This is a genomic window from Stutzerimonas zhaodongensis (assembly GCF_003696365.1).
Classification (GTDB): Bacteria; Pseudomonadota; Gammaproteobacteria; order Pseudomonadales; family Pseudomonadaceae; genus Stutzerimonas; species Stutzerimonas zhaodongensis.
Genome location: NZ_RFFM01000003.1, coordinates 239,489 through 252,345 on the forward strand (window position 1 = coordinate 239,489; position 12,857 = coordinate 252,345).

A 12,857-nucleotide genomic window follows, 5' to 3' on the forward strand; every position below is an offset into this window, starting at 1 on the left:
CTGATGAGGCGGACTCATCGGGACGCTAGTGCCGACAGCACCACTTGCTCCAGATCGCCAAAGAAAAACGGTTTCTGCAACGTCGGAATTGCTGCGTAACGCGGGTCCATTCCTGCTTTGCCGTAGCCGGTCGCAAAAATCAGTGGGATCCCACGCTCGATCAGGCGATCGGCAATAGGAAAACTGCTTACGCCATCCAGATTGACGTCCAATACCGCCAGGTCGAATTCCCCGTCGTGGGCGGTACGCATCGCGTCATCGAAACGCTGCACCAGCTCGACTGAACGGCACCCGATATCTTGCAGCATGTCTTCGAGCAACATGCCTACCAATGCCTCGTCCTCTATGACCAGCACCTTTGCACGTTCAATGGTCATTCAGTGGCACCTCTATATCGCACAACAATCCTGACTTCAGATACGCCAAGCGCACCTCCGCGTTCAGCTCACCTGCCAACCCTCGCTCCAACAAGCGCGTGCCGAAACCCTTTCGCGTAGGCGCCTCGACCGAAGGACCACCTACTTCTTCCCAGTGAATCTGCAGGCAGGGTATGTCATCGCTCTTCGCTAGTTGCCAGGTGAGCCTTACTTGACCGGTGTGGGTCGACAACGCGCCATATTTGGACGCATTGGTGCACAGTTCGTGCAGTGCCATGGCCAATGCCAGCGCCTGCTTGGGGCGCAGCCGTTGCGCCGGGCCCTGAATGGCGAAACGTTCATGGCCGTCAACTTGGAATGGAGCTGCCACCTGATCGACCACCTCACGCAGGTCCGCGGCTTGCCAGTTTTTACGCGACAGCACGTCGTGAGCCTTGGACAGAGCAATCAGACGGCCCTCGAACCAGGGGTAGCTTTGATTACCAACCTCACGGCGAAAACTCTGCGCAGCAATCGATTGCACGGTGGCAAGCGTGTTCTTCACCCGGTGATTCAGTTCATTTAGCAGTAGCTGACGATGATCCTCGGCTACTTTGCGCTCGGTGATGTCGACCATCATGTTGACGGCGCCGACGACTTCGCCAGCGTTGTTGCGCAAAGGTGCCGGATAACCGAGGAATGGCACGCCGCTGCCATCGGGCCGCAGCGCCAGCGCCTCAACGGCGTGGAAGGAACGATTCTCGGAAAGCGCGACAGCCAATGGACAGGTGCCCGGCTCGATGACTGAACCGTCGGGCCTGCAAAGTCGCCAGATCACGCTCCAAACGTCTACGCCGATCTGCGGCACGCGTCCCGCCAGCTCAACGCATGCCTGATTGAAGTAGGTGATCACGCCTTCTGCATCGGTGGTGTATACCGCGGTAGGCAACGCGTCCAGTAGATTCCTGAGGCGGTGCTCTGCTTCGCTGTTGGCTAAGGCGAGCCGCTTGCGCTCCGTGATATCCCGGGTGACCGCAAGCTGCACGTATCCATGTCGACCCTCAATGTCGGAGGGCAGAATCATTGGCACCGCGTGGGTTTCCATATGCCGCCTGTTGCCGGCGAGGCTGATGACATCGAATTCCCAGCTGAGCTTTTCCCCCGCGCAGACGCGTTGATGCTGTTCACGCCAGTGGGCCTGGTGTTCGGGAGCGATAAGGTCGATTACGTAAGCACCCTCGACTTGTTCAGCATTGCTGGCTTCCAGCATTCGAAGGCCTGCTGGATTCATCTGTACCAGGATGCCGTCTTGATCGACGACCTTCACACACTCCGGAGTGCTCTCCACGATTGCGCTCAGCCATTCGACGTCGCGATGCCGGTTCAGGCTCGATTCGGCCGCCGGCGTGCTGGCCTGAAAACAGATGACTGCACCGGTGATCTGCCCGGCGTCATTGCGTAACGCCTCGATGTTCGCGAGGACCGATACAGGCGTGTCATCAGGACATATCAAGGAAAGCTGGACATCTGAGCCGCTGCGGCCCGTACGTAGCGTATGGGCCAGCGGCGTATCGGCCAGCGATTGCAGTTCTCCATCGCTGCCAACAATCCGCAAACGTCCCAGCTTCGCCAACCCGCCGCCGCAAAGGCGATCAGCCAGAGCGTTATAGCGAAGCACGGCGCCGTCCGCATCTAGCGTACAGACAGCCATCGGTAGAACGTTTATCAGCGCCTCATCAAAGGGCAATGGATGTTCGATGCACTCGGTTGCGGAAGTCTCGCCGCGGGGATCTGCATTCAGCATCAGTACCTGTTCCAGCGAATCGATTATTCAGCCTGCCGAATCCACTTCGCTTCACCGGCTAGAGGCAGAGAAACGGCAGCGTCACACGACGACATAGTGTGTATTTATGCAGAGCTGCTATGCAGCAACCCGCATTGATGTATGCAATTTTGCACTCTAGGATCAGGACAACATGATCCGTCTTGTTCCAATAACAATTAAACGCTAGGACCCGCCATGACCCAGTCAAGTGCCATCCCAACAGTCAAACTCCTGATCGGCGGCGAGCTGGTCGAGTCATCCACCAGCGAATGGCGGGACATCGTAAACCCAGCGACACAAGAGGTCCTAGCGCGCGTTCCGTTCGCCACGCAAACGGAAATGAATGCTGCCGTCGCCAGCGCCAAGGAGGCCTTCAAGACCTGGCGCAAAACGCCCATTGGCACACGCTCGAGGATCTTCCTCAAATACCAGCAGTTGATACGTGAAAACATGAAGGAGCTGGCGGCGATCCTCACCGCCGAGCAGGGCAAGACACTACCCGATGCCGAAGGCGATGTGTTTCGCGGGCTGGAGGTGGTCGAACATGCCGCCGGCATCGGCAACCTGCAGCTCGGCGAGCTGGCCAACAACGTGGCCACCGGCGTCGACACCTATACTCTGCTGCAACCGCTGGGCGTCTGCGCCGGCATCACCCCTTTCAACTTCCCGGCGATGATCCCGCTGTGGATGTTTCCGATGGCAATCGCCACCGGTAATACCTTCGTCCTCAAACCGTCAGAGCAAGACCCGATGGTGACCATGCGTCTCGCCGAACTGGCGATGGAAGCGGGCGTACCGCCGGGTGTGCTCAACGTCATTCATGGCGGCGCCGACGCGGTAAACCTGATTTGCGACCACCCTGATATCAAGGCCGTTTCCTTCGTCGGTTCGACCAAGGTCGGCACCCATGTCTACAACCGGGCCAGCCAAGCGGGCAAGCGTGTGCAGTGCATGATGGGCGCGAAAAACCACGGCATCATCCTGCCCGACGCCCACAAGGAGCAGACACTCAACAACCTGACTGGCGCTGCATTCGGCGCGGCCGGTCAGCGCTGCATGGCGCTGTCCGTGTTAATCCTCGTGGGTGAGGCGCAGAGCTGGCTGCCGGATCTGATCGCCAAAGCCAAGACATTGAAGATCAATGCAGGGGCCGAAAGCGGCACCGATGTCGGCCCGGTGGTGTCCTGCGCGGCGCTGGATCGTATCAGCTCGCTGATCGAACGCGGCGTGTCCGAGGGCGCTGAGCTGGTATTGGACGGTCGCAACCCTCAAGTGGCTGGCTTTGAGAATGGCAACTTCGTTGGGCCGACCATTTTCTCCGGCGTGAAGCCCGAGATGAGCATCTACCGCGAAGAGATCTTTGGACCGGTGCTCTGCGTGATGCAGGCCGACACGCTCGATGAGGCCATCGAGCTGATCAACGCCAACCCCAACGGCAACGGCACCGCCCTCTTCACCCGTTCCGGCGCCGCCGCCCGGCATTTCCAGGAAGAGATCGACGTTGGTCAGGTGGGCATCAACGTACCGATCCCGGTGCCAGTGCCGATGTTCTCCTTTACCGGCTCACGCGCTTCCAAGCTCGGCGACCTCGGCCCTTACGGCAAGCAGGTGGTGCAGTTCTACACTCAGACCAAGACGGTCACCCAGCGCTGGTTCGACGAGAACGAAGTCGGCGGTCCGGTAAATACCACGATCAACCTCAAGTAATCGACTCGGCGCTGGCTGTTGCTCGGCGCCGATTCAGCCGTCAATCAGAACAAGAAGGAAACGGCCATGAATATCGGATTTCTAGGGCTTGGCAACATGGGCGGGCCGATGGCCCGCAATCTGCTCAAAGCCGGCCATCACGTCACTGTGTTCGACCTCTCTGCGGCTGCGGTGTCGGGTCTGGTCGAAGCCGGTGCCAAGGAGGCAACCTCGCCTGGGGCGGTCGCAAGCGCTGACGTCGAGGCCATCATCACCATGCTGCCGGCTGCTGCGCATGTCAAACAGGTCTATCTCGGCGATGGCGGGCTTCTCGCCAATGTTCCCTCCGGCGTGTTGCTGATCGATTCGTCCACCATCGATCCGATGTCCGCACGAGAAGTCGCCGAAGCGGCTGCGAAGAACGGCAACCCCATGCTCGACGCGCCGGTTTCCGGCGGCACGATAGGTGCCGCTGCCGGCACCTTGACCTTCATGGTCGGCGGCAGCGAGGCGGACTTCCAGAAAGCGCAGCCAATCCTGGCGGCGATGGGCAAGAACATCGTGCACTGCGGTGACACCGGTAACGGGCAGGTAGCCAAGGTCGCCAACAACATGCTGCTGGGCATCTCGATGATTGGAGTGGCCGAAGCCATGTCCTTGGGCGTTGCACTGGGCATGGATGCGAAAGTGCTCGCCGGAATCATCAACTCCTCGAGCGGACGATGCTGGGCGTCGGAGATCAACAACCCCTTCCCTGGCGTCTTGGAAAATGGCCCGGCCTCTCGCGGCTACAGTGGCGGTTTCGGCACCGATCTGATGCTCAAGGACCTGGGTCTGGCCAGCGAAGCGGCCAAACAGGTGCGCCAGCCGGTTATCCTCGGCGGTCTCGCGCAGCAGCTCTACCAGGTCTTCAGCATGCAAGGCCACGGTGGGCTGGACTTCTCCGCGATCATCAAACTCTACCGCCAAGAGGATTAGACATGACCCAGGCAGAAGCGCCGGTACTGATCGAGGTACGCAATCGCGTCGGCTATCTCACGCTCAACCGCCCCGCCGGGCTGAATGCCGTCACCCTGGAGATGGTGCGGATGCTGCACCGGCAAATGCAGGCGTGGGCCGATGATCAGGGCGTCGTGGCCGTGGTATTGCGCGGCGCGGGCGAAAAAGCCTTCTGCGCCGGTGGCGATATCCGTTCGCTGTACGACAGCTACCAGAGCGGCGACAGCCTGCATCGCGAATTCTTCGAGGAGGAATACGCACTGGACCAGTACATCCACGCATATACCAAGCCGCTGCTCGCGCTGATGAATGGCTTCGTACTGGGCGGCGGCATGGGGCTGGTTCAGGGCGCCTCGCTGCGAGTGATTTCCGAACGCACGCGGATGGGCATGCCGGAGGTCGGTATCGGCTATTTCCCCGATGTCGGCGGCAGCTACTTCTTGTCTCGCCTACCGAGCAACCTCGGCTTCTACATGGGCCTGACCGGCAACCATGTGGGGTCGGCTGACGCGTTGTATGCAGGCCTTGCCGACTACTGCGTCCCCTACGAACGCTTCGCCGAGCTGGAACAGCAACTGGATAAGCAGGACTGGAAAACACCTGCCGAGGATGCCTTGACCGCGCTGCTCAAGGACATGGGTAGCACTGAATTGCCGGACGCGCCCTTCGAAACGCTTGCGCCCGCCATCGAACAGCATTTCGCCCACGACACCGTCATCGCCATCCGCCAATCGCTCGCTGGCGAAAACCGTCCGGAATACCGCGACTGGGCGGCAGAAACGCTCAAGGTCATCGACAGCCGCTCGCCGCTGTCAGTGAGCGTCACGCTGGAAATGCTTCGCCGGGGCCGAACGCTGTCCCTGGCCGAGTGCTTTGCCATGGAGCTGCATCTGGACCGTCAGTGGTTCGACGGCGGCGACATCATCGAAGGCGTTCGCGCGCTGATCGTCGACAAGGACAAGAATCCCCGCTGGAACCCGCCTACGCTCGATGAAGTGACGTCCGAACGCGTGGCGGCCTTCTTCGCCGGCGTCTGAGGAGCTGCACATGCAAGACATCGAACTGACCGAAGAACAACGGATGATCCGCGACATGGCGCGCGACTTCGCCCGCGCCGAAATCGCTCCCAAGGCCCAAGCCTGGGAAAAAGCCGGCTGGATTGGCGACGACACCGTGACGCAACTGGGCGACCTCGGCCTGCTGGGCATGATCGTGCCCGAGCAATGGGGCGGCACCTATATCGACTACGTCGCCTACGCCTTGGCGGTCGAGGAAATTTCCGCAGGTGACGGCGCGATCGGCGCGCTGATGAGCATTCACAGCTCGGTCGGCTGCGGCCCCATCCTCAAATACGGTACGCCGGCACAGCAGGATGAATGGCTGCCGGATCTGGCCGCCGGGCGTACCATCGGCTGCTTCGCCCTCACCGAGCCCCAGGCCGGCTCCGAAGCCCACAACTTGCGCACCCGCGCCGTGCTGGAAAACGGCGAATGGGTGATCAACGGCGCCAAGCAGTTCGTCAGCAACGGCAAGCGGGCAAAGATCGCCATCGTCTTCGCGGTCACTGACCCGGACCTGGGCAAGAAAGGTCTTTCCGCGTTCCTGGTGCCCACAGGCAATCCCGGTTTCGTCGTCGATCGCATGGAAAGCAAGATGGGTATCCGTGCCTCGGATACCTGCGGCGTGACCCTGCGCGACTGCCGCATTCCCGAGGCCAATATGCTCGGCCCGCGAGGCAAGGGATTAGCGATCGCCCTTTCCAATCTCGAAGGTGGCCGCATCGGAATCGGTGCTCAGGCACTGGGGATTGCCCGTGCGGCGTTCGAAGCGGCACTGGGGTACGCCCGTGAGCGAATTCAGTTCGACAAACCCATCATCGAGCACCAGAGCGTGGCAAACATGCTGGCCGACATGCATACCCGCCTCAATGCGGCACGCCTGCTGATCCTGCATGCCGCACGCCTGCGCAGCGCCAACCTGCCATGCCTGTCCGAAGCGTCCCAGGCCAAGCTGTTCGCCTCGGAAGTCGCCGAGTACGTCTGCTCCAAAGCCATGCAGATCCACGGCGGCTACGGCTATCTGGAGGATTACCCGGTCGAGCGTTATTACCGCGACGCGCGGATTACCCAGATATATGAAGGCTCGAGCGAGATTCAGCGGCTGTTGATTGCGAGGGAGTTGAATAACTACGGGTTGTGACTGATGGCGCAACGATTGTTCAACGACTAACTGGGCGGCAGACCCGAGCCCTTACTCGCAGGCGCTGGAAGTTCGGCGTAACGAGTGATCGCCAGCAAGCTGGCTCCTACAAGGGCACGGTGGGACCGTTCGCCCGAATCGTCACGGGTGCGCAACCATCCCGTAGGAGCCAGCTTGCTGGCGATTAAGCCAGGCCCCAGACGGTAAAGACGAGACACCTCGCAGCAGTATTTTGAGCGAGATGACGGCAAGCGCCGCGGCAAGCGCGACCGCTATCCAGACAACAATAAAAAGGATACGACGATGCTCAAAGGTACGATGCAGCAGACTCCGCTGATGATCAGCGGCATCCTGGCCCACGCCGCCCTGGCCCATGGCGACCGGGAAATCGTTTCGCGGCTGGCGGACGAACCGCTCTGGCGTTACGACTACGCAGGCCTGGCGAAACGGGCCGGCCAGGCCGCCGCCATGCTGCGCCGCCTGGGCGTGAGGCCTGGCGATCTGGTTTCGTCGATGGCCTGGAACACGCACCGTCACTTCGAGCTGTTCTTTGCCGTGCCTGGCATCGGCGCGGTGCTTCACACCGCCAACCCTCGCCTGTCGGACGAGCAGATCATCTACACCTTGAACCATGCCGGCAGCGGCGTACTGCTGTTCGACCGCAGCTTCCTTGCGCTGGTCGAACGCGTGCGCCCACAGCTGGACAAGGTCCACACCTTCATCATGCTCTCGGATGCAGAACGCACAGAAGCCGGCGAAGTGGGCGCGTCGAGTTACGAAGCCCTCATTGCCCGTGAACAGCCGATCACCGAGTGGCCGCAGTTCGACGAAAACGCAGGTGCCATGCTCTGCTACACCTCCGGCACGACCGGCAACCCGAAAGGGGTGGTCTACAGCCATCGTTCGGTCGTCCTGCATGCCATGGCCGCAGGCCTCACTGGCGCCTTCGGGTTCTCCGCATTCGACTGCATCATGCCCTGCTCTTCGCTGTACCACGCCACTGCCTGGGGCGTGCCCTTCACGGCCGCCATCAACGGCTGCAAGTTTGTACTGCCGTGCGACAAGATGGACGGCGCCAGCCTGCAGGAGCTGATTCAGAGCGAGGGCGTCACCTTCTCCGGCGGTGTGCCGACCATCTGGACCATGTACCTCAACCACCTGGAGCGCACCGGAGAGAACACTGGAGATCTCAAGTGTCTGGTGATTGCCGGCTCGGCCGTGCCCCGTGCGCTGGCCGAGAAGTTCGAAACACGTTATGGCGTCAGCGTCCGTCAACTCTGGGGCATGACTGAAACCAGCCCGCTCGGTGTAGTCGCTACACCGACACCCAAGCTCGCCGCTATGGGCGAAGCTGCCACTAACGAAGCGATCTGGACCCGCCAGGGCCGCTTGCAATTTGGCATCGAGCTGAAGATCGTCGACGAATCCGGCAACCCATTGCCCCATGACGGGACCACGTCCGGTGCGCTGCTGGTTCGTGGCCCCTGGACCGTAGAGCGCTATTTCCGAAGCGAAACCAGCGCGCTGGATGCAGACGGCTGGTTCGACACCGGAGACATCGCTACCCTGGACCCCAATGGCTACATGCGGATCACTGACCGCAGCAAGGACGTGATCAAGTCCGGCGGTGAGTGGATCAGCTCCATCGACATCGAAAATATCGCCGTCGCCTGTCCCGGTGTGCGCATCGCCGCGGTAGTCGGTGTGCCCCACGAAAAATGGGAGGAGCGGCCCATCCTCATCATCGAGCCCCACGACGATGCGGAGATTCATACCGAAACCGTGCTCGCCTTTCTCGAACCACAGATTGTCAAATGGTGGATGCCCGACGCAGTCATCATCGACCGCGTGCCGTTGACTGCCACCGGCAAGATCGACAAGAAGACCCTGCGCGACCGTTACCGCTCCTATCTCATCGACATGGCAACTGACGCGACAAGCGCGGCCACTATGTAGGGCTTGTGAACCGTGGGTGAGTTTGAGATACCACTCGAGCCTAACCAGCAGCCTGGAGCACCTCATGCCGCTAGACGATAAACCCCGTCAAGGCCCGCTGCTCGGCCTGCGCGTGCTGGAGTTCGCCAGCATCGGCCCCGGCCCGCATTGCGCGATGCTGCTGGCCGACCTCGGCGCCGAGGTGATTCGCATCGAGCGTGAGGGCGGTAACGGTTGGCCAAATCCAGTTGTTGATCGCGGCCGCAAATTGCTGACGCTGAATATTCGCACAGAGGCCGGACGCGACCGGTGCCTGACGTTGGCCGAGGATGCCGATGTGCTGATCGAAGGCTTTCGCCCAGGCGTGATGGAACGTCTGGGCCTTGGGCCGGAGCAGGTTCACAACCGCAACCCGCGATTGGTCTATGGCCGCATGACCGGATGGGGCCAGACGGGACCACTGGCAAAAAGCGCCGGTCATGACATCAATTACCTGGCCATAACCGGCGCGCTGGCTGCAATCGGGAATCGCGAAGGCCCGGCGATACCACCGCTTAATCTCGTGGGCGATTTTGGTGGCGGTTCGTTGTATCTGGCGTTCGGCATCATGGCTGCGCTCTGGGAGCGGGAGCGTTCCGGAAAGGGCCAAGTGGTGGACGCCGCCATCGTTGACGGTGTGTCCTCGATGATGAGCTTCTTCGCCGGGCTCTTGCCCAGCGGCGCACTATCCCTCGAGCGCGACCGCAACCTGCTTTCCGGCGCCGCCCCCCATTACCGCTGCTACACCTGCGCAGACGGACGCGACATTGCAATCGGCCCGTTGGAGCCGCAGTTCCTGGCCGAACTGATGCAGCGCATCGATGCGCCGGAATCCCTGCGTGAAGGCTGCAATGACCCTGCGCAATGGCAGGAGCAAAGCGAACAGCTCGCCGGGCTGTTCGCCAGCCGAACCCAGGCCCAATGGTGCGCCCTGCTCGAGGGAACCGACGCCTGCTTCGCCCCTATCCTGACGCTTGAGGAAGCCGCACAGCATTCACATATGCGGGAGCGCGGGGTCTATCGCGACATCGATGGCGCCCTGCACGCCGCCCCCGCGCCGCGCTTTTCGCGCACACCGGGGGCGATAAGAGCGTCTGACGATGCAAATGGCTGGGATTGATAAAGCACAGGAAAAAATTACCGGTGGATCGGTGAAGCGCGATCCAATCTACGTCCGCTTGCGCAACCGGGGGCATCAAACGGCCAGGCATCGTTCCGCTCACCGACTCCGTAGGGTGGATGACGCTTTATCCATCCACCAAACGACGACGCAGGTTCAACGGTGGATCGGTGAAGCGTGATCCACCCAACGTTCGCTTGCCTAACCGGGGGTGGATCAAACGACTAGCATCGTTCGCTCACCGACTGCGTAGGGGATGGCGCTTTAATCCATCCACCAAAGCGGCGATGCGATTTTCACCGGTGGATCGGTGAAGCGCGATCCACCCTACGAAAAGCGGGCAACGTGACAGAAACGATTAGGAGCTCATTCCCCGAGGTTGCGCGCAATCACCAGCCGCTGGATGTCGCTGGTACCTTCGTAGATCTGGCAGACCCGCACGTCGCGGTAGATGCGCTCGACGGGGAAGTCCTGCAGATACCCGTAGCCGCCAAGCGTCTGGATGGCGGCTGAGCAGACCTTCTCGGCCATTTCGGAGGCGAACAGCTTGGCCATGGAGGCTTCGACCAGCGCCGGCTGGCCAGCCTCCCGCAGCGCGGCGGCGTGCAGCACCATCTGCCGGGCGACGGCGATCTGAGTGGCCATATCGGCCAAGCGAAAGGCGACGGCCTGATGTTCAGTGAGTGCTTGGCCGAACGCCTCGCGCTCACGCGCGTAGTCACGGGCGGCCTCGAATGCAGCCCGCGCCATGCCGACCGCCTGGGCCGCGATGCCGATGCGGCCACCTTCAAGGTTCGCCAGGGCAATTCGGTAGCCCTCGCCCTCCTCGCCCAACCGCTGGGATTCGTGCACGCGCATGTCTTCGAACGCCAGCTGGCAAGTATCCGAGGCATGCTGGCCGAGCTTGTCCTCGACACGTACGACCTGATAGCCCGGTGTGTCGGTAGGTACGATAAAAGCACTGATGCCTCGCTTGCCGGCGTCTGGATCGGTCACCGCAAAGACGATCACCGTGCCAGCGTGCTGGCCTGATGTGATGAATTGCTTGGCCCCGTTGAGTACATACCCATCACCGTCACGCCGCGCGCGGGTGCGCAAACTGCTGGCATCGGAGCCGGCATGGGGTTCGGTCAACGCGAAGGCACCAATCTGCGCACCGCTGGCCAGTGACGTCAGGTAGCGCTGCTTCTGCTCATCGGTGCCGAACCGCAGAATCGGCACGCAACCGACCGAGTTGTGCACGCTCATGATGGTCGAACAGGCGCCATCACCCGCTGCAATTTCCTCCAGCGCCAGCGCATAGGCAATGTAGCCCGTGTCACTGCCGCCCCATTGCTCCGGGCAAAGCATGCCAAAGAAGCCGAGTTCAGCCATCTCGGCCACTGCTTCAGCCGGATAGCGGTGTTCACGGTCCCAGTCGGCAGCGAAGGGCTTCAACCGCTCCTGGGCGAACTGCCGGGCCATGTCACGGATGCTGATGTGGTCATCATTGAGCAGCATGGCGAATCCTCAATCGAGCAGTTCGATGGCCATGGCAGTCGCTTCGCCACCGCCGATGCAAATGGCCGCGATGCCCTTGCGCAGGCCGCGGTCGCGAAGTGCCGCAATCAGCGTCACCAGAATACGGGCACCGGACGCACCTATCGGGTGGCCAAGCGCGCAGGCTCCGCCGTTGACGTTGACCTTGGCGTGATCCAGCCCCAGCTCGCGCATGGTGACCATGCTGACCACCGCGAAGGCTTCGTTGATTTCGAACAGGTCCACCTCGTCGAGACGCCAGCCGGTGCGCTCCAGCAGCTTATGGATTGCCCCGATGGGAGCAGTCGGGAAGAGATTGGGCGCATCGGCAAATACGGCGTGGCCGTGAATGATGGCTTGGGGTTTGAGGCCATACTGCTCGGCATGGGAGCGGCGCGTGAGCACCAACGCCGCGGCGCCGTCAGAGATCGAACTGGAATTGGCCGCGGTCACTGTCCCGCCCTCTCGGAATGCCGGCTTGAGGGACGGAATCTTCTCCGGCATTGCCTTGGGTGGCTGTTCATCGTCTCGAACTAAGCGTTGCTCGCGCCCTTGAGGGGCCTCTAACGGGACGATTTCGCTGGCAAAGCGGCCGACGCTGATTGCATCACGCGCACGCTGTAACGAAGTCAGTGCGTAAGCGTCCTGTTCCTCGCGGCTGAAGCCGTGGTTCTGCGCGCAGTCCTCGGCAAAGGTGCCCATCAGCCGGCCCTTGTCATAGGCATCTTCAAGGCCATCGAGGAACATGTGGTCGAGCACCTTGCCGTGTCCCATGCGGTAGCCACTGCGGGCCTTTTCAAGCAGATACGGCGCGTTGGACATGCTCTCCATGCCGCCCGCAACGATCAGGTCGACGCTGCCGGCGCGCAGCGCATCATGGGCGAGGATTGCCGCTTGCATGCCTGAGCCACACATCTTGTTGAGTGTGGTGGCGGCGGTCGCCTTGCCTAATCCGGCGCCAAGCGCTGCCTGGCGGGCAGGAGCCTGGCCCAGGCCGGCCGGAAGCACGCAACCCATCAGCACTTCCTGAACCTGTTCGGCCGAAACACCGCTGCGCTCTACCGCAGCGCGAATTGCCGCCGCACCCAGCTCCGGCGCGCTCAAGCCTTTCAGATCACCTTGAAAGCCGCCCATGGGGGTACGGGCAGAGCCCAAAATCACGATTGGATCGTTGTTCATT

10 protein-coding genes are annotated in these 12,857 nt (G+C 61.6%); 6 read left to right on the forward strand and 4 right to left on the reverse strand.

The features are described 5' to 3' along the window. Positions 1–14: 14 nt before the first annotated feature. Positions 15–377 carry a response regulator gene (locus EA797_RS15250; protein WP_122166691.1) on the reverse strand — a complete coding sequence of 121 codons (363 nt, stop codon included), beginning with the start codon at positions 375–377 and terminating at the stop codon, positions 15–17. After that, complete coding sequence (locus EA797_RS15255) at positions 367–2,160, reverse strand: sensor histidine kinase (protein ID WP_122166692.1); 1,794 nt, start codon at positions 2,158–2,160, stop codon at positions 367–369. Before EA797_RS15255 ends, EA797_RS15250 begins: the two co-directional genes overlap by 11 nt. A gap of 216 nt (positions 2,161–2,376) precedes the next feature. On the opposite strand from EA797_RS15255, the gene EA797_RS15260 reads away from it, so the two are divergent. The 6 genes from EA797_RS15260 (at position 2,377) to EA797_RS15285 (ending at position 10,159) form a co-directional block, all read left to right on the forward strand. Then, complete coding sequence (locus EA797_RS15260) at positions 2,377–3,888, forward strand: CoA-acylating methylmalonate-semialdehyde dehydrogenase (protein ID WP_122166694.1); 1,512 nt, start codon at positions 2,377–2,379, stop codon at positions 3,886–3,888. Between the two features lie 66 nt (positions 3,889–3,954). Next, complete coding sequence (gene mmsB, locus EA797_RS15265) at positions 3,955–4,845, forward strand: 3-hydroxyisobutyrate dehydrogenase (protein WP_122166696.1); 891 nt, start codon at positions 3,955–3,957, stop codon at positions 4,843–4,845. 2 nt (positions 4,846–4,847) lie between these two features. Further along, entirely contained in the window at positions 4,848–5,903 is a 1,056-nt protein-coding gene (locus EA797_RS15270) for an enoyl-CoA hydratase/isomerase family protein (RefSeq protein ID WP_122166698.1), read from the forward strand. A 10-nt stretch (positions 5,904–5,913) separates the two neighbouring features. Then, complete coding sequence (locus EA797_RS15275) at positions 5,914–7,065, forward strand: acyl-CoA dehydrogenase family protein (RefSeq protein WP_122166700.1); 1,152 nt, start codon at positions 5,914–5,916, stop codon at positions 7,063–7,065. Positions 7,066–7,368: 303 nt separating this feature from the next. After that, on the forward strand, positions 7,369–9,021 hold the full coding sequence (locus tag EA797_RS15280) for a long-chain fatty acid--CoA ligase (RefSeq protein ID WP_244214129.1): 1,653 nt from the start codon (positions 7,369–7,371) through the stop codon (positions 9,019–9,021). A 64-nt stretch (positions 9,022–9,085) separates the two neighbouring features. Beyond that, positions 9,086–10,159, forward strand: coding sequence for a CaiB/BaiF CoA transferase family protein (locus EA797_RS15285; RefSeq protein ID WP_122166702.1), 1,074 nt, complete (start codon positions 9,086–9,088; stop codon positions 10,157–10,159). A 366-nt stretch (positions 10,160–10,525) separates the two neighbouring features. Here EA797_RS15285 and EA797_RS15290 read toward each other — a convergent pair whose 3' ends face one another. Continuing rightward, a complete protein-coding gene (locus EA797_RS15290; RefSeq protein WP_122166704.1) occupies positions 10,526–11,659 on the reverse strand; it encodes an acyl-CoA dehydrogenase in 1,134 nt (377 codons plus the stop codon). Positions 11,660–11,668: 9 nt separating this feature from the next. Then, a complete protein-coding gene (locus tag EA797_RS15295) occupies positions 11,669–12,856 on the reverse strand; it encodes an acetyl-CoA C-acyltransferase (protein ID WP_122166706.1) in 1,188 nt (395 codons plus the stop codon). Position 12,857 lies beyond the last annotated feature (1 nt).

Bases quoted from the DNA above. Each gene is read 5' to 3' on its own strand.
- EA797_RS15290 (WP_122166704.1), bottom strand. From the start codon at position 11,659: ATGCTGCTCAATGATGACCACATCAGCATCCGTGACATGGCCCGGCAG.
- EA797_RS15280 (WP_244214129.1), top strand. From the start codon at position 7,369: ATGCTCAAAGGTACGATGCAGCAGACTCCGCTGATGATCAGCGGCATC.
- EA797_RS15275 (WP_122166700.1), top strand. From the start codon at position 5,914: ATGCAAGACATCGAACTGACCGAAGAACAACGGATGATCCGCGACATG.
- EA797_RS15295 (WP_122166706.1), bottom strand. From the start codon at position 12,856: ATGAACAACGATCCAATCGTGATTTTGGGCTCTGCCCGTACCCCCATG.
- mmsB (WP_122166696.1), top strand. From the start codon at position 3,955: ATGAATATCGGATTTCTAGGGCTTGGCAACATGGGCGGGCCGATGGCC.
- EA797_RS15270 (WP_122166698.1), top strand. From the start codon at position 4,848: ATGACCCAGGCAGAAGCGCCGGTACTGATCGAGGTACGCAATCGCGTC.
- EA797_RS15285 (WP_122166702.1), top strand. From the start codon at position 9,086: ATGCCGCTAGACGATAAACCCCGTCAAGGCCCGCTGCTCGGCCTGCGC.
- EA797_RS15250 (WP_122166691.1), bottom strand. From the start codon at position 377: ATGACCATTGAACGTGCAAAGGTGCTGGTCATAGAGGACGAGGCATTG.
- EA797_RS15260 (WP_122166694.1), top strand. From the start codon at position 2,377: ATGACCCAGTCAAGTGCCATCCCAACAGTCAAACTCCTGATCGGCGGC.
- EA797_RS15255 (WP_122166692.1), bottom strand. From the start codon at position 2,160: ATGCTGAATGCAGATCCCCGCGGCGAGACTTCCGCAACCGAGTGCATC.